16 protein-coding genes are annotated in these 19959 nt (G+C 60.8%); 5 read left to right on the top strand and 11 right to left on the bottom strand.

The genetic code is table 11. From position 1 onward, the window contains the following. Positions 1–297 precede the first annotated feature (297 nt). Positions 298–2508, top strand: coding sequence for an LTA synthase family protein (locus M0814_RS07330; RefSeq protein WP_103485037.1), 2211 nt, complete (start codon positions 298–300; stop codon positions 2506–2508). A gap of 42 nt (positions 2509–2550) precedes the next feature. Here the strand turns inward: M0814_RS07330 and M0814_RS07325 are convergent, their stop codons facing one another. Together M0814_RS07325 and M0814_RS07320 are read right to left on the bottom strand one after the other, a co-directional pair. After that, positions 2551–2982, bottom strand: coding sequence for a hypothetical protein (locus M0814_RS07325; protein WP_103485038.1), 432 nt, complete (start codon positions 2980–2982; stop codon positions 2551–2553). A 408-nt stretch (positions 2983–3390) separates the two neighbouring features. Next, positions 3391–5427, bottom strand: coding sequence for a TonB-dependent receptor (locus tag M0814_RS07320; RefSeq protein ID WP_103485040.1), 2037 nt, complete (start codon positions 5425–5427; stop codon positions 3391–3393). Between the two features lie 336 nt (positions 5428–5763). Here M0814_RS07320 and katG point away from each other — a divergent pair, with 336 nt between their 5' ends. Then, on the top strand, positions 5764–8034 hold the full coding sequence (gene katG / locus M0814_RS07315; protein ID WP_103485041.1) for a catalase/peroxidase HPI: 2271 nt from the start codon (positions 5764–5766) through the stop codon (positions 8032–8034). Between the two features lie 230 nt (positions 8035–8264). Here katG and pepN read toward each other — a convergent pair whose 3' ends face one another. The 6 genes from pepN to M0814_RS07285 are packed head-to-tail and all read right to left on the bottom strand — an operon-like array spanning position 8265 to position 14781. Then, positions 8265–10922: an aminopeptidase N gene (gene pepN, locus M0814_RS07310; RefSeq protein WP_103485042.1), complete on the bottom strand. Its 2658-nt coding sequence runs from the start codon at positions 10920–10922 to the stop codon at positions 8265–8267. Positions 10923–10932: 10 nt separating this feature from the next. Next, positions 10933–11763 carry a DUF2797 domain-containing protein gene (locus M0814_RS07305; protein ID WP_003224179.1) on the bottom strand — a complete coding sequence of 277 codons (831 nt, stop codon included), beginning with the start codon at positions 11761–11763 and terminating at the stop codon, positions 10933–10935. Next, the gene (locus M0814_RS07300) at positions 11760–12020 is read right to left on the bottom strand and encodes a DUF1315 family protein (protein ID WP_103485043.1); all 261 of its coding nucleotides are present in this window, start codon (positions 12018–12020) and stop codon (positions 11760–11762) included. The genes M0814_RS07305 and M0814_RS07300 overlap by 4 nt, the downstream gene beginning before the upstream one ends. Positions 12021–12053: 33 nt before the next feature. After that, complete coding sequence (locus tag M0814_RS07295; protein ID WP_103485044.1) at positions 12054–12923, bottom strand: rhomboid family intramembrane serine protease; 870 nt, start codon at positions 12921–12923, stop codon at positions 12054–12056. Continuing rightward, the gene (locus M0814_RS07290) at positions 12920–13891 is read right to left on the bottom strand and encodes a metallophosphoesterase (RefSeq protein WP_003224175.1); all 972 of its coding nucleotides are present in this window, start codon (positions 13889–13891) and stop codon (positions 12920–12922) included. The genes M0814_RS07295 and M0814_RS07290 overlap by 4 nt, the downstream gene beginning before the upstream one ends. Continuing rightward, positions 13891–14781 carry an NAD(+) kinase gene (locus tag M0814_RS07285; RefSeq protein WP_003224174.1) on the bottom strand — a complete coding sequence of 297 codons (891 nt, stop codon included), beginning with the start codon at positions 14779–14781 and terminating at the stop codon, positions 13891–13893. The genes M0814_RS07290 and M0814_RS07285 overlap by 1 nt, the downstream gene beginning before the upstream one ends. Before the next feature lie 115 nt (positions 14782–14896). On the opposite strand from M0814_RS07285, the gene M0814_RS07280 reads away from it, so the two are divergent. Then, positions 14897–15847 carry a DUF1853 family protein gene (locus M0814_RS07280; protein ID WP_103485045.1) on the top strand — a complete coding sequence of 317 codons (951 nt, stop codon included), beginning with the start codon at positions 14897–14899 and terminating at the stop codon, positions 15845–15847. Positions 15848–15978: 131 nt separating this feature from the next. Here M0814_RS07280 and M0814_RS07275 read toward each other — a convergent pair whose 3' ends face one another. After that, entirely contained in the window at positions 15979–17262 is a 1284-nt protein-coding gene (locus tag M0814_RS07275) for an arsenic transporter (RefSeq protein ID WP_103485046.1), read from the bottom strand. A 160-nt stretch (positions 17263–17422) separates the two neighbouring features. Continuing rightward, positions 17423–17980, bottom strand: a complete 558-nt coding sequence (locus M0814_RS07270; RefSeq protein ID WP_003224170.1) for an NAD(P)H-dependent oxidoreductase — start codon at positions 17978–17980, stop codon at positions 17423–17425. Between the two features lie 183 nt (positions 17981–18163). On the opposite strand from M0814_RS07270, the gene M0814_RS07265 reads away from it, so the two are divergent. Next, positions 18164–18400, top strand: a complete 237-nt coding sequence (locus M0814_RS07265; protein WP_003224168.1) for a hypothetical protein — start codon at positions 18164–18166, stop codon at positions 18398–18400. Positions 18401–18485: 85 nt separating this feature from the next. Next, positions 18486–19379, top strand: a complete 894-nt coding sequence (locus M0814_RS07260) for a LysR substrate-binding domain-containing protein (protein WP_103485047.1) — start codon at positions 18486–18488, stop codon at positions 19377–19379. Here the strand turns inward: M0814_RS07260 and M0814_RS07255 are convergent. Then, entirely contained in the window at positions 19345–19959 is a 615-nt protein-coding gene (locus M0814_RS07255; RefSeq protein ID WP_003224167.1) for a GNAT family N-acetyltransferase, read from the bottom strand. The two genes, M0814_RS07260 and M0814_RS07255, sit on opposite strands and share 35 nt — an antisense overlap.

Here is a 19959-nt window from a genome sequence, read left to right as displayed (position 1 = left end):
AGAGTTGTCAGCTGCCGGCATCGCCATGCGCTTCTTCGACTCCAGCTGCCGTCGTGGTGTGGCTTTCATACAGTGCGGGCGACTTCCTTAAACAGCCTGAAACAATAAATCTGCCGTCGACAGCAGCGCGCCCATTCGCCGCTATCGGGCTGACACGAACGCCGGTCATGGCTTCAGGCCCTTTACCGCGCTTGCGAGAGCAGATCAGCCGTGTGTTTAAAAGGGCGATCAGACAGCCCACCCTTGGTATCATCGCGCACACTTTTATGACGGTTTGATGGCTGGAAGGTCTTTTTTGTGAGCGTTCTTTTGCGTTGGTTGCGGCAGCCGCATGCCCGCCTGTTTTCCTTGATTCTGCTGGTGCTGATCGTGCCGGTGTGCCTGCGCGCGGCGCTGGGCTGGTCGTCGCCCCTGGGCTATTTGTCCGACCTGGCCATTGGCAGTTTGTTGGTGGTGTTGCTGCATCGTCGCGCGTGGTGGCTGGCGTTGCCGTTGCTGCTGTTCTGGGTGTTGCTGGCGGTGGCGACGGCCGAGTTGGTCAGTGCTGTCGGCCGGCTGCCGAATCCTACCGACCTGCATTACCTGATTGACCCGCAGTTCGTGGAAAACTCCACCGGTGGCGGTTTCGCCCATCCGGCGCTGGGGGTTGCCCTGCTGCTGGCGCTGCTGCTCTGGTTGCTGACGCGTTTCGTCAATCGCGCGCAACCCGCTGCTGCCCTGCCCCGCGCCGTGTGGGCCGCACCGGCGCTGCTGTTCGCCGCGCATTGGGCCGTGCAAAACCAGTGGCCGAGCGAAGAAGATCCATGGCGCATGTACAACCTGCCGCATCAATTGCTCGCCGCGCAAGTGGCCGATCTGCAGTTGCAGGCCGAGGAATGGCTGGACGGTGACGTCGAACCCGCCGCGCCACAGATGGCCGGGCTGACGGATCTGGATCTCAACGGCCACAAGCTGCTGGCCGCGCCGGGGCAGGCGCGCAACGTGCTGATCATCGCTCTGGAAGGCATTCCCGGCGCTTACATCCGCGCCAATCGCGAGGCCATCGGCAGTCACTATCAGGAAGACCTGATGCCCAACCTCAGCCGCTGGGCCGAGCGTGGCATGAACACCCCGGATTACGTGCTGCACACACACCAGACCATTCGCGGCCTGTACGCCATGCTTTGTGGCGATTACGACAAGCTCAACAACGGCACGCCCAAAGGCGTTGAAATGCTCACCCAGCAGGAGCGCAATCAGGCCTGCCTGCCGGCGCAACTGCGGCAGAACGGCTTCAGCACTCACTATCTGCAAGGCGCCGGTCTGCGTTTCATGGCTAAAGACAAGATCATGCCGCACATCGGTTTCGATGCGACCCATGGTCTGGAATGGTTCACCAACGCCAACTATCTGGAATTCCCGTGGGGCAAGGATGACAAGGCGTTCTTCGAAGGCGCGCTGGATTACGTTGGTCAATTGAAGAAGCAGAAAAAACCTTGGATGCTCACTCTGCTGACCGTCGGCACCCACCAGCCCTACTCCGCACCGGAAGAATATCTGGCGCGCTACGAGACGCCGAAGCAGGCTGCCGTCGGTTACCTCGACGATGCTCTGGAGCAGTTCCTAAGCGGTCTCGAACGCCAGGGCGTGCTCAAAGACACGCTGGTGGTGATCACTTCGGACGAATCCCACGGCATCGACGGCGTGCGTCTGGCGTCGTCGTGGGGCTTCAACCTGACGCTGGCGCCGGAACACGAGCAACTGCCGCGACTGAATGCCGGGGTGTACGGTCATGTCGATCTGAGCGCGTCGATCCTCGACTATTTCGATCTGCCGGTGCCGTCGGCGCTGAGCGGCCGTTCGCTGTTCCGCGACTACGACAGCGGACGCGAAATCATGTCCTACACCAACGGTAAACTGCGCTACCACAACGGCCTGGGAATCTTTTCCGAGTGCGACATGCCGCGCCGTTGTCGCTACTACGAAAGCGCCGGTTTCATTGCCGAGCGCGCCACCTTCAGGGGTACCGAAAGCAGCCAGCAGGCCCGACAGATAGCCGCGCGGGCCATGGCGCTGGACCTGTCGCTGCTGCGCACCCCACTCAATCAGCGTTACCAGTTCGGCAGCAACAACGTGATCCCGCTGCAGGCGCAGATCAACGATGACTGGGCCGACAACCTGATCGGTGCGCAATACCTGGAAATGCCCAAGGGCTCGCACACTCGCGTGCGCCTGACCGTGCGCTCGGTGGATCCGCAGCAGGCGGCGTACATTCAGCTCAAGGCCAAGGAGTTCGAACAGGACGTGCAACTGGGCCTGCCGACCGAGATGGTTGCCACGGCCGATCAGCCGCTGGAGATGGATTTCAGCTTCGACAACCCGCAACCGCGCAAGGCCTTTTCGTTCCACTTGCTGGGCTATGGACTGGGCGCGGTGGAGGTCACGGACTTCAGCGTGATTACCGAGTTGCCGGGGCAGGAAGATCCGCTGGATGCGCTGCCGGATGATGACACTGCGCAATCGAGTTGAAATCAGGAAAGGGACGGACTGGTTGGATCCGTCCCTTTACGTTTACTCACGACGCTTAATGTCAAACTCACCTGTTATTTTCCTTCCATCAGGCAAAACAAAATCGATGTCACCAAAAGCACCGTATCGATATTCGCCTCTTTGCAAGAACGTCACAGTTGCCTGTCCTTGTTGAACAACGTGAAAACGGTCTTTGATTTTAACGCTCCAAACCAGACCACCTTCGTACTTCTTCACCTGGTGAGGTCCTTCTTTTACTAAGTGCTGTTGAACACAGAAGGTAACGTAGTTTTCGTCTTCATTGTCAGACCCAACAATGAAATAGTCTTTCTCTGCCCTATAAAAAAGCACGTGCTTATCCGCGAACATGAACTCTTCTCCATCAACGCTAGCACTAAACGTGCCTTCAAATTGATTTTGATTTTTATTAATCAAGTTGAAAATTTGCTCTTCTGATTTATTTGAATTTTGCATGTCGATGCTCCGAGTGGTTTGAAGGCGGTTGCCTGCGCCTGTAAAGCTATGCCTCAAACAACCCGGCTACTACTGTCATAACTGACAGGTTATTAGCTGAATTCGAAATAAAAAGTCTGAAAATCAAAACAATTAACTGCAGTATCAAACTGGTTTCCGACAATGTATGAGCCGTTTATGGACTGGGTGCGGTCAAGGTCCCGGATTTCAGCGTGATTACCGAGTTGCTGGAGCAGGAAGAACCGCTGGATGCGCTGCCGGATGATGAGACTGTGCAATCGAGTTGATGCCACCCGTGTAGGAACTGCCGCAGGCTGCGATCTTTTGATTTTGTTTTTTCAAGATCAAGATCAAAAGATCGCAGCCTGCGGCAGCTCCTGCAGGGGGAAGTGTTAACAGGTCAACTAATCAGAACGTCGTACGCAACCCCACCTGAATGCTGCGCCCTTCTGCCGGTGCAATATCGCGCAGAATCGAACTGGCGTAACGCACGGTCTGGTTGGTCAGGTTCTCGGCGTTGACGAAGGCCAGCCATTTGCTCTGGCCGACATCGAAGTGATACCCCACATTCGCCCCCAGCGTGGTGTAGCCATCGGTGCTGCTTTCGTTGGTCGGCACACGATGTTGCGAGCTGGCGTGTTCGATATCGATCCGCGCCTGCCAGCGATCCAATTCCCACAGCAAACCGCTGTTCAAGCGCAACGGCGCAATGCGCGGCAGATCCTGACCGTTGTCGAGATTCTTGGCGCGGGTGTAATCGCCCGACAGCTCCAGCGCGAATTTGCCGTAGGCATTTTCGCCAAGCGTCCAGCGATCCTGCGCCTCGATGCCGCTGAAACGTGCACGCACGCCCGAGTAGGTGTATTCGGGAATCCCGCCGGCGTCCTCTTCGCCTTCGTCATTCAGGGTGCGGCCGGTGCCGAGCAAGCCGATGTAGTTGGAGAAGTGGCTGTAGAACACGCCGACACTGCCCTTGTGCGTGCCGTTATCGAAACGCAACGCGAGGTCGCTGGACACGGCTTTTTCTTTCGACAGCCCGGCATCGCCTACTTCATAGGTGCCGGTCGCGACATGGGCGCCGTTGGCGTACAGCTCATAGAAGGTCGGTGCACGCTCGGTGTAGCCGAGTGTCGCGGCGACCGACCAGATCGGCGTCAGCGTGTAGACCGCGCCGGACGACAGGCTGCCCGCGGTGAAACGGTTGGAGCGGTCGGCGTTGGCAAAGCGCTCGTTGCCTTTGGCGTCCGGGTCGACCGTGGTGTGTTCGAGTCGGCCGCCGAGGGTGAACAGCAGACGCTCGGTGGCTTGCAACTCTTCCAGAATGAACAGTGCGCCAGCGTCGGTATCGGTGTGCGGCACAAAGGCCTCTTCGCCCAGCGCCGAGAATTCGTTGCGGCTGACCTGGGCGCCGATCACCCCGTTGAACGGGCCCAACGGCTGATGCCGGGCCTCGACCCGTGCTTCGTAACCCTTGTTCTTGAACGTGGTACCAACCTCGCCGCCCTCGATTTCCCGGTGCTGGTAATCGGTGTAGCCGGCGTCGAGCTTGATCGAGCTGAATGGCCCGTCGAGATTGCGCATTTCCGAGGCGAATGCGTAATGCTCCTGCTGCATGCGGATGCGCACGTCGTCTTCGGCGGGCGAGCCGTAGTTCGAATCGTAATTGCTGTAGGACAGACCGGCGTAGCCGTCATCCCAAGTGTAGGAACCGCCGACGGCGCCGCCATCCTGACGGCCGTCGCTGTTGGCCAGCCGATGCTTGCGCGAGTCGCCGTCGTCGTTGGCGCGTGCCGCGCCGGTCTTGGCGTAGCCGGGAATCTTCAGGTCATTGAACTCACGGGCGCTGGCGTCCAGATGCAAGGCGAACTGACCGTTGCCGGCCTCCAGTTTCCCGGCGCTGCTGCGGGTGGTGTCGGCGCCGCCGTAGCGCAACTCGCCGGCACCGTGAATGCCGTCGATGGCTTCGATGGGGATGCGGTTATCGAAGGTGTTGACCACCCCGCCAATCGCACTGCCGCCATACAGCAACGCTGCCGGGCCACGGACGATTTCAATGCGCTCGACGTTGACCGGGTCCAGTGGTACCGCGTGGTCGTACGACAGCGACGAGGCGTCCAGCGCGCCGACACCGTTACGCAAGATGCGAATGCGATCACCGTCCTGACCGCGAATGATCGGCCGACTCGCGCCGGGGCCGAAGTACGACGAGGACACGCCGGGCTGCTTGTTCAGCGTCTCGCCCAGACTGCCTTTCTGTTGAAACGTAAGGTCGTCGCCGCTGAGGACGGTCGAGGGCGATGCCAGAGTCTGGCTGCCCAAAGGGTTGCCGGTGATGACTTGCGGTTGCAACTCGAGCGGCTCGACGGCGAACACCGGTGAGGCGATCAGCAGCGCAGCAGCCAGCGGAGTCAGGCGTCGTTGAAGGGGTTGGGAACGGGCAGGCATTTCAAAACTTCCGTGAGCAGAAAAGTGAGGATCGCTGCCGGCGTGTTGCAAACAATACCGGCAGAAACAGAATGAAATCTTTTTTATGTTATACAATAACATTTCTTTCTGTCATCACGATTCTTCCAATTCGTTTTGCAGCAAGCGCTCAAGCACGCGGATTTCAGGCCTGATTCAGGGAATCAGGCCGCCTGTGCAATAGCTCAAAGACGCTGAAAGACTGCGCCTATCAGCCTCCAATAGTCGGCCTATTAGCTGGTTGCCCGAGTCGGGTCTAGCCTTACTACTCCGAAGTCGGCACGAGCCGGCCGTACAAGACCTGATAAGGACTCGAACATGGCAAACGAATCGAAATGCCCGTTCAACCACGCCGCCGGTGGTGGTACGACGAACCGTGACTGGTGGCCGAATCAACTGAACCTGAAGATCCTCAGCCAGCACTCGCCCAAGTCCGATCCGCTGGGCAAGGACTTCGACTACGCCAAAGCCTTCCAGAACCTGGACTTCCAGGCCCTGAAACAAGACCTGCGCGCGCTGATGACCGACTCCCAGGACTGGTGGCCCGCCGACTTCGGCCACTATGGCCCGCTGTTCATCCGCATGGCCTGGCACAGCGCCGGCACCTATCGCACCGCCGATGGCCGCGGAGGCGCCGGCTCCGGGCAACAGCGTTTCGCCCCGCTCAACAGCTGGCCGGACAACGTCAGCCTCGACAAGGCCCGCCGACTGCTATGGCCGATCAAACAGAAATACGGTCGCAATATTTCCTGGGCTGACCTGATCGTACTCACCGGCAACGTCGCGCTGGAATCCATGGGCTTCAAGACTTTCGGCTTCTCCGGCGGACGTCCCGATGTCTGGGAACCGGACGAAGACGTTTATTGGGGTTCGGAACACGAATGGCTCGGTGGCGACAGCCGCTACGGCAAGGACAAATCCGCCATGCAGGAACCCGGTGACGGCACGCTGGTAGCCGAACCGGACCTGCACGGCAAAGAGGAAAGCCGCACCGATCAGGGCGAACGCAATCTGGAGAACCCGCTCGCCGCGGTGCAGATGGGCCTGATTTATGTGAACCCGGAAGGCCCCGAGGGCAACCCGGATCCGGTGGCTTCGGGTCGCGATATCCGCGAAACCTTTGGCCGCATGGCGATGAACGACGAAGAAACCGTGGCACTGATCGCTGGCGGTCATGCTTTCGGCAAGACCCACGGTGCCGGCCCTGCCGACAATGTCGGGCCTGAGCCGGAAGCGGCCGGCCTGGAAGAACAAGGCCTTGGCTGGCGCAACGCATTCGGTACCGGCAAAGGCGCCGACACCATCACCAGCGGCCTGGAAGTGACCTGGACCACCACCCCGACCCAGTGGAGTAACAACTACCTGGAAAACCTGTTCGGTTTCGAGTGGGAACTGTTCAAAAGCCCGGCCGGTGCGCATCAGTGGAAACCAAAAAACGGCGCCGGGGCCGGCACCGTTCCCCATGCGCACGATCCGAGCAAAAAGCTCTCGCCGACCATGCTCACCTCCGACCTGGCGCTGCGCTTCGACCCGATCTACGAGCCGATCGCCCGACGTTTCCTGGCCAACCCGGATCAACTGGCGGACGCTTTCGCCCGCGCCTGGTACAAGCTGATCCACCGAGACATGGGCCCGCTGTCGCGCTACCTCGGCCCGGAACTGCCCAACGAAGAACTGCTGTGGCAAGACCCGATTCCTGAAGCCACTCACCCGCTGATCGACAGCAACGATGCGGCGGCGCTGAAAATCAAAGTGCTAGCGTCGGGGCTTTCCGTCTCGGAACTGGTTTCGACGGCGTGGGCCGCCGCATCGACCTTCCGTGGTTCCGATAAACGTGGCGGCGCCAACGGCGGTCGTCTGCGTCTGGCCCCGCAGAAATTCTGGCAGGCCAACCAGCCGGAGCAACTGGACAAGGTGCTGAAGACCCTTGAGGGCATTCAGAACGAGTTCAACGCCGGCTCATCCGGCAAGAAAGTTTCACTGGCGGACCTGATCGTGCTGGCGGGTAACGCCGGGGTCGAACAAGCGGCGAAAAACGCCGGGCACTCGGTCTCTGTGCCGTTCAATCCAGGCCGCACCGATGCGACTCAGGAGCAAACCGACGTCGAGTCGTTTGGTTTCCTCGAACCGATTGCCGATGGTTTCCGTAACTACAGCAAGGGTAAATACACCGTTTCCGCCGAAGCGCTGCTGATCGACAAGGCGCAACTGCTGACCCTCTCCGCGCCGGAAATGACCGTTCTGGTCGGTGGTCTGCGGGTATTGGGGGCGAACGTCGGGCAACGCCAGCATGGCGTGTTCACCTCGCGCACTGAAACCCTGAGCAACGACTTCTTCACCAACCTGCTGGACATGGGCGTGGAGTGGAAGCCGACCTCACCGGCAGCGGACGAGTTCGAAGGACGCGACCGTAAAACCGGCAGCGTGAAGTGGACGGCGACGCGGGTTGATCTGGTGTTTGGTTCCAACGCGATCCTGCGTGCGCTGGCCGAGGTGTATGCGAGTTCTGACGCGAAGGAACAGTTCGTCAAAGACTTCGTGGCGGCGTGGGCCAAGGTGATGGATCTGGATCGGTTTGATCTGAAATAACGCAATAACCCTGTAGGAGCTGCGGCACGCTGCGATCTTTTGATCCTGATTCAAACAACCAGAATCAAAGGATCGCAGCCTCGTTGCACTCGACAGCTCCTACAGGGGTTTGTGCACGACGCAAATAACTGTGGGAGCGGGCTTGCTCGCGAATGCGGTGTACCAGTCGACATCTCCGTGTCTGACACACCGCTTTCGCGAGCAAGCCCGCTCCCACATGTCGTTACGCGTTACGCCAGGCTTTTGCTCACCACTTCGTACACATCGCTCGACAACTGCCCCGAAGCCCGAATCCGCTCCAGCTCAGCCTTCATCAACGCCTGACGGGCGCTGTCGTATTTACGCCAGCGAGTCAGTGGCGCCAGTTGGCGCGAGGCGATCTGCGGGTTGAAGCCGTTCAGTTCGATAACCAGATCCGCGAGGAAGCGGTAGCCCGAACCGTCGGCGGCGTGGAAGTTGATCAGGTTCTGCCCGGCAAACGCACCGACCAGCGCACGCACCTTGTTCGGGTTCTTGATGTTGAACGCCGGGTGCTGCATCAAGGCTTTCACACGTTCCAGACCACCCGGCAGCGTGCTGCCGGCCTGCACGCTGAACCACTGATCCATGACCAGCGGGTTGTCCTTGAAGTGCTCGGCGAAGGTCGCCAGCGCTTTGGCCTTTTGTTCTTCGAACGGCGAGTTGACCAGCACCGCCAGCGCGGTCAGGCGCTCGGTCATGTTGTCGCTGTTTTCGAACTGTTCTTGCGTAGCGGCCAACACTTCCGGTTTGCCGCTGAGCATCAGGTACGACAGCGCAATGTTCTGCAGCGCGCGACGGGCAAAGTGCTCGGCCTCGGCCACATACGGCGTTTGCTTCGACAGATCACGGTTGGCCTGGTAACGCAGCCACAGCGCTTCGAACAGGTTGTCCGCCAGTTGCTTGCGGGCAAACTCGCGGGCGGTGTGGATCGCCTCGACATCCGCCACTTCGCTGATTTCGGTCAGATAGGCTTCGCTAGGCAGCGAGAGCATTTCGGCGACCATGGCCTGATCCAGCGACTCGTCGGACAGCACGGTTTTCAGCGCCGAGATCAGACGCGGATCGAGCACCAGGCTCTCGCCCTTCTGCTGCTGGGCGATCAGTTCCTGCAGCACCTGCACCGACAGCTGCTGACCGGCATCCCAGCGATTGAAGCCGTCACTGTCGTGCTGCATCAGGAACATCAACTGGTCGCGGTTGTACGGGAAGCTCAGTTTCACCGGTGCGGAGAAACCACGCAGCAACGATGGCAGCGGGTGTTCAGCGATGTCGACGAAGGTGAAGGTCTGCTCAGCCTCGGTCACCGAGATCACGCGGCTGGTGCCCTGGGCCGATGCTTCACCGGCCAGACGCAGGGCAATCTCGTTGCCTTTGCTGTCGAGCAGACCGAGTTCGACCGGGATCACGAACGGCAGTTTTTCCACCTTGTCCGGGGTTTCCGGGCAGCTCTGGCGGAAGGTCAGGCTGTAGGTTTTCGCCGCGGCGTCGTAGGACTCGCTGACCGCCAGACGCGGTGTGCCGGCCTGGCTGTACCAGCGCTTGAACTGGGTCAGGTCGACACCGTTGGCGTCTTCCATGGCCTTGACGAAATCGTCGCAGGTCACAGCCTGGCCGTCATGGCGTTCGAAGTACAGGTCACTGCCCTTGCGGAAACCTTCGGCGCCCAGCAGGGTGTGGATCATGCCGACCACTTCCGAGCCTTTTTCGTACACGGTCAGGGTGTAGAAGTTGGAAATCTCGATGAAGCTGTCCGGACGCACCGCGTGAGCCATGGGACCTGCATCTTCGGCGAACTGGTGGGTACGCAGGTACGCCACGTCCTGAATGCGCTTGACCGTGGCCGAGTTCATGTCCGAGGAGAAACCGGCGTCGCGGAACACCGTAAAGCCTTCCTTGAGCGACAGCTGGAACCAGTCGCGGCAGGTCACGCGGTTGCCCGACCAGTTGTGGAAGTATTCGTGGGCGACGATCGCCTCGACCCGCTGGTGCGCAGCGTCGGTGGCGGTTTCGGCGCGGGCCAGCACGGCGCTGGAGTTGAAGATGTTGAGACCCTTGTTCTCCATCGCGCCCATGTTGAAGTCGTTGACGGCGACGATCATGAAGATGTCCAGATCGTACTCGCGACCGTAAACCTCTTCGTCCCAGCGCATCGACTTCTTCAGGCTGTTCATCGCGTGCTGGCACTTGTCGATGTTTTCCGGCTCGACGTAGATGCGCAGCGCGACATTGCGCTGGGTCATGGTGGTGAAGGTGTCTTCGACGCACCACAAATCACCAGCCACCAGCGCGAACAGGTACGCCGGCTTCATGAACGGGTCTTCCCAAGTCGCCCAGTGCCGGCCATCTTCGCCAGGGCCCGAGGCAATCGGGTTGCCGTTGGACAGCAGCACCGGATAGCTGTGCTGTTCGGCGACCACCGTGGTGGTGAACTTGCTCATCACGTCCGGGCGGTCGAGGTAATAGGTGATCTTGCGGAAGCCTTCGGCCTCGCACTGGGTGCAGAACATCGTGCCGGACTTGTACAGGCCTTCCAGCGCGGTGTTGGTTTCCGGGTGGATCCTGACGCTGGTATCGACCGTGAAGCTGGCGCTGGCCGGTTGCAGGGTCAGGGTGTTTTCGGTCAGCTGATAATCGCCGGCGCTCAGTTCCTGGTCGGCCAGGGTCACCGACAGCAGCTCCAGTTGCTGGCCGTCGAGCACCAGCGGCGGCAGGCCCGGGCCACGCTCCGGGTTGCGGCGCATCACCAGTTGCGCGTGGACCAGGCTGTGGTCCTCGAACAGCTCGAAGGTCAGGTGCGTCTCGTCGATCAGGTACTCGGGTGCCTGATAGTCCTTCAGGTAAATCATCTTCGGTTGTTCGGTGCGCATGCTGGAATCCTTATTGATGCACGGCGAGCTGATAGGCCGTGTATTTGCGAATGTTGATCACGCCGGTGTCAAAAATCAGGTACTGACCCTTGATCCCCAGCAGCGTGCCTTCGGCAATCGGGTTCTTGTCCAGGTTGAAGCTGACGATTTTGGCCGGGTATTGCTCGACCGGATAGCGGATTTCGAGAGGTTCTACATCGGTAATCTTCTGAATAGCTTGTAGGCCGAATCGCTGCTGCAAGCCGTCCAGGCCTTCGGCACAGCTGTCGAACAGCTGGTCGCGCACCTGGGCCAGATCCACCGCCGCCGCATCGCCCTTGAGCAAGGCGCGCCAGTTGGTCTTGTCGGCCACCTGACTGCGGAACAGGTCTTCGACGAAGCCCGACTGTTGCCGCGTCGACACACGCATGATCGGCAGCGCCTGACTCGCGCCCTGATCGAGCCAGCGGGTCGGCAGTTGCGTGGCGCGAGTGATGCCGACCTTGATCCCCGACGAGTTGGCCAGATACACCACGTGATCGGTCATGCAGAACTGCTGGCCCCACACCGGGTCGCGGCAGGTGCCGGCCTCGAAGTGGCAGCGCTCCGGGCTCATGATGCAGATGTCGCACTGCGCCAGTTTGGTCATGCACGGGTAGCAGTAACCCTGGCTGAAACTGGTTTTGGTCTTGCGCCCGCAATGGGTGCAGTGGATCGCCCCCAGGTACTCCAGACGCACCGTGGTGCCGATCATGGGATTGACCGGCACCTCGACGTCATCCAGACGAAACGCGTATTGCACATTCGGCCCGTCCAGGCGCGCCGACATTTTGCTGATTGCACCGCGGCCAATCTCGATCAATGGATGGCATCCGACTTGAACAGGATGTTCGGCACTTCGATCGACTTCGACGCACATTCTTGCGGGCCCATGTAACCGGTGCGCTGGTCTTCAGGCAGGTTCTGGATTTCCCAGGCGATCATCGCCTGCAACGACAGCTCGCGCTGTTCGGCGGTGAGTTTGCCACCGTCGGACCACTTGCCGATTTCCACGGCCAGTTTCAGGCTCTCGTAGATGTCCAGGGTGATGTTCTTGATCATGTCGTTAAAAGAGGACATCTGGGTCTCCGTGCTCTTTATTCACTGAAAATTTTAGGCGGCCAGTTTACGGCGGTTATACAAACCGCCCAACAAACCGGTGAGGCATCCGATGAGTAACCCGCTGACGTGCGCGGCGTTGGCGATCTGGCCGAAACCGATCATCGAGACCAGCCCGGACATGCAAATCACCAGCCACACCAGCATCATCACCAGCACGCCACGCGGCAGGCGATACGCCGGGTTCGGCGCCAGCAACTGGAAAATCCAGCAGTGGCCGAGCAATCCGTAGAGCACGCCGGACAGCCCGCCGAACAGGCTCGGGCCACTCCAGGCAAACTGCGCGTAGTTCGACACCAGGCTGAACAACAACGTCAGACCGAGCAGATTGATGCTGCCCTGACGCGATTCGATGCGCCGCCCCAGCTCCCAGTACCACATGCCGTTCATGGCCAGGTGCAGAATGCCGAAGTGCAGCAGCATCGGGGTGAACAGGCGCCACCACTGCCCCGCCGCCAGACTGTCGGCCAGCGGCGTGAAGTGGATGTACTCGCCGACCACGCGGAAATCGAGGAAGGTCAGCCAGCGCAGGGTATCCAGGTTGTCGCCCAGATAGGTCAGGCCGCCGACCAGCAGGCTCAGCAGCAGGATGAACCCGGTGGCCTTGGCGTGTTTGAGTTGTTCGGCGAAGCCCGGACGCTTGAAGGTCGGGGCCACCGGGATGTCCAGCTGTTGATCGGGGTCACCGGCCGGGAAGCGCTCGTACAGCGACCGCACGTCCTCACTGATTTCCGCCGGCGCCCACAGCACCTGCTCGCCCGCCTCTTCGCTGACCCGGTGCGGCACCTGCATCCGTTGCAGCAGTTTGACGAAACCGCTCAGATCCACCGCCAACGGCAGACGCAATACCGCTACCGCACTCATTGCAGCACCTCCGGCCGCTCGACATCGACCCAGACAAATTTATGCGGATCCAGGCGTGTTTCCTGATCCAGACGATAGGCCACCAGTTTGCCGTAGAGCACCGCGCTGTAATCGAGACACGCGAGATTCGGGCGGATCGGCGCCGGTTTGCCGCTGCGCCAGTAGTGGCCGACGAACAGCAACGGCTCATCAATGCCATAGCGCAGCAGGTTGTTTTTTTCACTGGAAGTCAGCGGCTTCTGCGCCACCGGCTCCGGCAGTGCATCCGGCTGGAAGACGATGTCACCGTAGGTTTTCGGGTCGTCTTCCCAGAACTTGGTACGGAAGAACGAACGCACCAGACCGTCGCCGCTGGTCATGGTCAAGCCATCCGGCAGGCGCATGTCGGTGCCGCGCAGCAGTCGATCAAACACCGTGCAGGCGAAACTGTCCGGAACCGCCGAGGCCTGCAGAAAATGCTCGTCGATGCAGCCATCGGGAAACAGCGCGCGCAACGGTTCGATCAGTCCGGCATCCCAGCAAGCGTGCACCACGCGGAAACGTCCGGCGTCGACAAACAGCGGCAGTTGGTAGAACCAGCGCTGGAAATCGTGCCAGTCACCGGGGTGGCCTTCGAACTGGGTCAGGGTTTCCTGCAGCAGGCGCGCATGGCGCGGCGTGTGCTCACGGACGAACTGCTTGCCACTGCCCGGAGGCGCCGGCGTGCTCCAGCCCAGGGCGTTGAATTCGTGGTTGCCCATGATGCACAGCGCCTGCCCGGCCACGACCATGTCGTGGACGATGTGCAGCGCCTCGCGAATCCGCGGGCCACGGTCGATGATGTCGCCGACGAACACGGCCATGCGCGATGGATGCCGCCAGACCCCGCCCTGCTTGTGATAACCGAGACGGTCAAGCAAGTGTTCGAGGGTCAGGGCGCATCCGTGCACGTCACCAATCAAGTCATAACTGCGCGCGGGATCGAGCATCAGTCGCCTCCACCACCCAACTTGCTGCCCCAGCCGAGCTTGGTCCGGCAGACTTCGTAGTAGTTGTGGTCGAGCGGGTGAATCAGCCGCAGCTTCTGCGCTTTCTTGCTCACGGTGATGGTGTCGCCCGGCGCGCAGGTGAAGTGGTTCTGCCCGTCGCAGGAGACTTGCGGGTAAATCTGCATGTTTTTCGACACGACGATTTTCAGCTCACTGTTGCCATCGACCACAATTGGCCGGCTCGACAACATATGGGGGTACATCGGCACGATCACAATGGCATCGAGCTTGGGATGCATGATCGGGCCACCAGCGGACAGCGCATACGCGGTGGAACCGGTCGGCGTGGCGACGATCAGGCCGTCGGCCTTCTGGCTGCAGACGAACTGGCCGTCGATGTACAGCTCGAACTCGATCATCCGCGTCGATTTGCCCGGGTGCAGTACCACGTCGTTCAGCGCATCGCCCTGGCCAATGGCCTCGGCATGCCGGCGAACTTCGGCTTGCAGCAGGAAGCGGTTTTCCACCAGATAATGGCCGTCGAGCACCTTGGCCACTTCGACTTCCAGTTCATCGGGGCGAATGTCGGTGAGAAAACCGAGGCTGCCACGGTTGATCCCCAGCACCGGAATATTGTGTTTGGCCAATGCGCGAGCGGCGCCGAGCAGGCTGCCGTCACCGCCGACGACGATGACCATGTCGCAGACTTCGCCGAGCATCTTGCGTGACGAGGTCTGCAGGCCGTGGCCCGGCAGAACTTCGGCGATGGTGTCTTCGAGAATCACGTGCAGGTGACGATCGAGCAGAAAGCGTTTCAGTCGGCGGACGGTATCCAGCACCTGGGAACTGCCCAGGCGACCGATGATGCCGATATTACGAAATTGCTCCATGGGACCTCTGCGGACAATCGAAAACGCGAAAAGCACGATTATGGGCGAAAGCCCGCCATAGACAAAATCCTTTCAGCCACAAGGGTGCGCTCGTGTTTAAGGCTATGCTCGCAAGATGATCCTGTTTCCCGACTTGCTCCAGTTGCCACACCAATTACGCCATCCGGAAGTGCGTGACCTGGCGTGGGTGATTCTCGCCCCGCCAATGTTGGCCGCGACGCCGTGGCCGCAGCGCCATCCGCTGGCCGGCAGCGATTGGGTGAGCGATCCCGCGCGTCTGGAGCACTGGCTGCGGCAACTGGATCGCGACAGTTATGGCTTGCTGCACTGGCTGGCGCAGGCGCGTACCCGGCGGCTGGGCCTGTATTACGAACGGTTGTGGCAGTTTGCCGTGGAGCATGCGCCGGGCATCGAGCTGATTGCCGCCAACCTGCCGATCCGCCGCGAAGGCCACACCCTCGGCGAGCTGGACATGCTGCTGCGCGACCGCGACGGCGTGCATCACCTGGAACTGGCGATCAAGCTCTACCTCGGCCCGCAGGAGGGCAACGGCCACGACCCGGCGCAGTGGCTGGGGCCGGGCTGTCACGATCGGCTCGACCGCAAACTGGCGCATCTGGCCGAACATCAACTGCCGATTTCGGCGCGCCCGGAAAGCCGCGAGGCGCTGGCCAAGCTGGACATCGAAGTGTTCAGTGCGCAGCTGTGGCTGGGCGGATATCTGCTGTATCCGTGGCCCGGTCAGGCCGAACCGCCCAGGGGGGCGCATCCGCAGCACCTGCGTGGCAGTTGGCTGCATCAGAAGGACTGGCCGGCGTTCGTCGCTCAACGTCCGGCCGGCCGCTGGCAACCCCTGCCCCGCCATGCCTGGCTGGCACCGGCGCACTATCCGACGGATCAGACCTGGAGCGCTGAACACCTGCAGATGTGGCTGGATGACCTGGAACCGATGGCCCCGGCGCAACTGCTGGTGCGCCTGACCGAGAATGCGCAGGGCGAATGGGAAGAGGCGGAGCGGTTGTTTCTGGTGGCGGATCTTTGGCCGAATGTGCCGGGGCAGGCCTGAGATTTTGCGGTGTTTGCACCGGCCCCATCGCTGGCAAGCCAGCTCCCACAGGGATCTTCTGTGTGCTCGCTTCCTGAGCCACGCCACAAAACCTGTGGGAGCTGGCTTGCCAGCGATAAGGCCGACTCGGTCTAAAGGGATAACCGCACCGCCAAAGCCGCCAAGGTAACCAACAACACCGGCACCGTCAGCACAATCCCGACCTTGAAGTAATACCCCCAACCAATCCGGATATCCTTGCGCGCCAGCACATGCAGCCAGAGCAAGGTTGCCAGACTGCCGATCGGGGTGATTTTCGGCCCCAGGTCGCTGCCGATCACGTTGGCATAGATCATCGCTTCCTTGACCACACCGCTGGCCTGACTCGCATCGATCGACAACAAGCCGATCAGCACTGTCGGCAAGTTGTTCATGATTGATGACAACAGCGCGGTCAGCACCCCGGTACCCAGCGCCGCGCCCCACACGCCGTACCCGGCGAACACATCCAGCCAGCCGGCCAGATACCCGGTCAGCCCGGCATTGCGCAGGCCATAGACCACCAGATACATGCCCAGCGAGAAAATCACGATCTGCCACGGTGCTTCTTTCAGCACCTTGCGCGTGGAAATCTTGTGGCCTCGGGCGGCGATCCCCAGCAGCAGCGCCGCGCAGACCGCCGAGATCGCGCTGATCGGGATGCCCAGCTGTTCGAGGAAGAAGCAGCCGATCAACAGAATCACCAGCACCACCCAACCGGCGTAGAACGTGGCTTTGTCGTGGATCGCCGTGTGCGGCAGGTCAAGCTGTTCGGGGTCGTAGGCCTTGGGAATGTCGCGGCGGAAGAACCACATCAGCACGGCGAGCGTTGCGGCCACGCTGACGAAGTTGACCGGCACCATCACTGCCGCATAGCGGTTGAAGCCAATGTGAAAGAAGTCCGCCGAAACGATGTTGACCAGGTTCGACACCACCAGCGGCAGGCTCGCGGTATCGGCGATGAAACCGGCGCCCATGACGAACGCGAGGGTCGCCGCCGGGGAAAAGCGCAGCGCCAGCAGCATCGAAATCACGATAGGCGTGAGGATCAGCGCCGCGCCGTCATTGGCGAACAGCGCCGATACCAGCGCGCCAAGCAGCACCATGTAGGCAAACAGCTTGCGCCCACTGCCCCGCCCCCAGCGCGCCACGTGCAGCGCGGCCCAGGCGAAGAACCCGGCTTCGTCGAGCAGCAGGCTGATGATGATCAGCGCGACGAAGGTGCCGGTGGCGTTCCAGATGATCTGCCACACCAGCGAAATGTCGCTCAGGTGCACGACGCCAAAGATCAGGGCCAGCACCGCGCCAAGCGTCGCGCTCCAGCCGACCCCGAGGCCTTTGGGTTGCCAGATGACAAGGGTGATGGTCAGCAGGAAGATCAGTGACGCAGCGAGCATTCGCGACAGCCTTCAATTATTCAATGAGTGAAGATCCAGACGTGGGAGCGGGCTTGCTCGCGAAGGCGCCAGGTCAGACACAAAGTTGTCATCTGACACACCGCCTTCGCGAGCAAGCCCGCTCCCACAGGATCTCTGGTTTGTCGCAGCTCTGACCCGATTATTTCTTGTGTTGTTCCACAAATTCCCCATACGCATTGATGAAGTTCTGCAGGAACGGCTTGACCGACTCGCTCAGCTTGCCCGCCTCGTCAAACGCCGAACCCGCCCCACCCAGATACGCCTCGGGCTGCTGCATGCATGGCACATTGAGAAACACGAAGGACTGGCGCAAATGCTGGTTGGCGCCAAACCCGCCAATCGCTCCCGGCGACACGCTGATCACCGCACCCGGTTTGCCGCCCCAGACGCTTTTGCCATAAGGCCGTGAGCCCACGTCAATCGCATTCTTCAAAGGTGCCGGCACGGAGCGGTTATATTCCGGGGTGACAAACAGCACCGCGTCGGAAGAGCCGACTTCCTGGCGAAAAGTGCTGTAGGCTGCGGGCGGTGAATCGCCGTCGATGTCTTCGTTATAAAGTGGCAGATCGCCTATTTCGACAATCTTCAGTTTGAGGTTCGCCGGTGCCAGCTCGGCCAGCGCCAGTGCGACTTTGCGGTTGATCGATGCTTTGCGCAGGCTGCCGACGACTACAGCGACGTTGTAGACATTGCTCATGGAAGACTCTCGACTGTCGGAGGGAAGAGCCAGTAGTTATAGATGATCCGAAGCCGATTCCACCAGTGAGCGAAGGAAATTCCTCCGCGCTGATTATTTTTTTCCTGTAGGAAAACTTACAGGGCTTGATGACGGTCTACCAAGCCGCAAATCAAGTGTTTTATCTCCAGAGGTTCTAAGCAGATGGCAGCAGTACTCGTCGGTCAGTTCCATGCAAGAGATGCGGAAGGCCGCGTTTATTCCGTGCATGAGTTCCAGGAATCCACCCCGTCGGCAGACGGTCTCACCGGCATGGAGCCTGTCACCACCTACAAGCTGGCCATTGGCGATCGCGTCAAAAAGCTCAGTGACAGCGAGTTTTTGCTGGTTCAGTCGGACATCACGCTGATCCGCGAACCTGAGACAACCGCCGCTCAATAACCGCGCGTTATGAGCAGAAGTCATATGCGCAGACTTGGGGTAGGATTCAACCACTGACCCCACCTGCTGAACATGGACTTCACGCATGCGTTTACGTCATATCGAAGTGATTCAGGCGCTCTTGCAGACCGGTCACCTGGGCACCGCCGCCGAATGGCTGCAACTGCCGGTGGCCGATGTCGAAGAGCGATTGCGCGAAGCCGAGAGTCAGTTGGGGTTCATGCTGTTTGCCAGCGTCCGTGGCCGCCTGCAGTCGACGCCTGAAGCGCGGGCGTTGCAGGTGGAAATCGCTCACGTCTATCAAGCGCTGGAACCGGTGCAACGGCTGGCCAGCAGCCTCAAGCAATACCTCGCCCCACCCCTGCGCATCATCGGCACGCCGCCGCTGGCGCACCACCTGTTGCCGCAAAGCATCGCGCTGCTGCGCCGGCGTTTGCCCGATGCCCCCTGCCGCTTGCTCAGTTCGCCCACGTGCGACATCGTCCGCAGTCTGCTGCTGCGCGAAAGCGATCTGGGCCTGAGCCTGCACGATCCGGAACATCCCGACATCCATGCGCAGCCGCTGGCCCACGGCAAGCTGCAACTGCTCGCGCCCCACGGCTGGCTGCAACCGAAGCAGAAATACACTTCCCTGCAGGATCTCGCCGGCCAGGCGATGGTCGGCCTCGAAGGCCACGACCCGTTGAGCCCGGCGCTGGAGAACAAACTCCAGGCCCTGCGCCCGGCGCCGAGCATCCAGACCCGGGTGCAAACCCATCAGATGATGCGCAGCATGGTCGAGGCCGGCGAAGGCCTGGCCATCGTCGACCCGTTCACCGCGCTCGGCGCACGGGCCGGCGGACTGGATGTCTGCCCGTTGTCACCGGCGGTGCCGATCAGCCTGTATGCCCTGACCTACCGACACAGCGCCACGCCGGCAGCGATTCAGACGCTGCTGACGATTGTCACGGAACAAGCCGAGGCGATGCTGGCGAGCTGAGCGGGTTTTCCAGCGGGTTATCGAACAGTCGATACCAGAACAGAGCGATTTCCGCGGTGTTCGGGTCTATCCCGCGATAACGCAAATGGTCGATACCGCCAATCTCGTAGCCGCAACGTTCATACAAGCGACAGGCACCGAGGTTGTTGTTCTGGGTTTCGAGCATGATCCCCGGCAGTTTCTTCTTGCGACTCCAGAACTGCGCGACATCCAGCAACGCCTTGGCCACACCATGCCGGCGCGCCGGGGCGTGCACCGCCAGCTCATCGATGTGGGCAAAGCCGTTCCAGTTGGTGCTGATCACCAGATGGCCGACCGGCTCGTCATCCAGATACGCCATGAAGATCGCGCTGTCGGCGCCATCGCGATAGCTGCTGAACTCTTCAGGATCGATGCCGTAGCACTTGCGATATGGCACGATCGGCGTCACCGCCCAGCGCTCGACCGGTTGGCCAATGACTGCCGCGCCGTACGCGGCCACTTCGAAACTGAAGTCGCTGCCCCAGATGTACGCCGCGAAACCATCGTCGGCGACGCGCACCGACAGCCCTGGGTATTTCGGATTCATGACCGGCTGCAT

The organism is Pseudomonas sp. MWU12-2020, from assembly GCF_023100605.1.
Classification (GTDB): domain Bacteria; phylum Pseudomonadota; class Gammaproteobacteria; order Pseudomonadales; family Pseudomonadaceae; genus Aquipseudomonas; species Aquipseudomonas fluorescens_H.
Note: the sequence above shows the minus strand (reverse complement) of the source record. Positions and strands in the feature narration are given on the sequence as shown.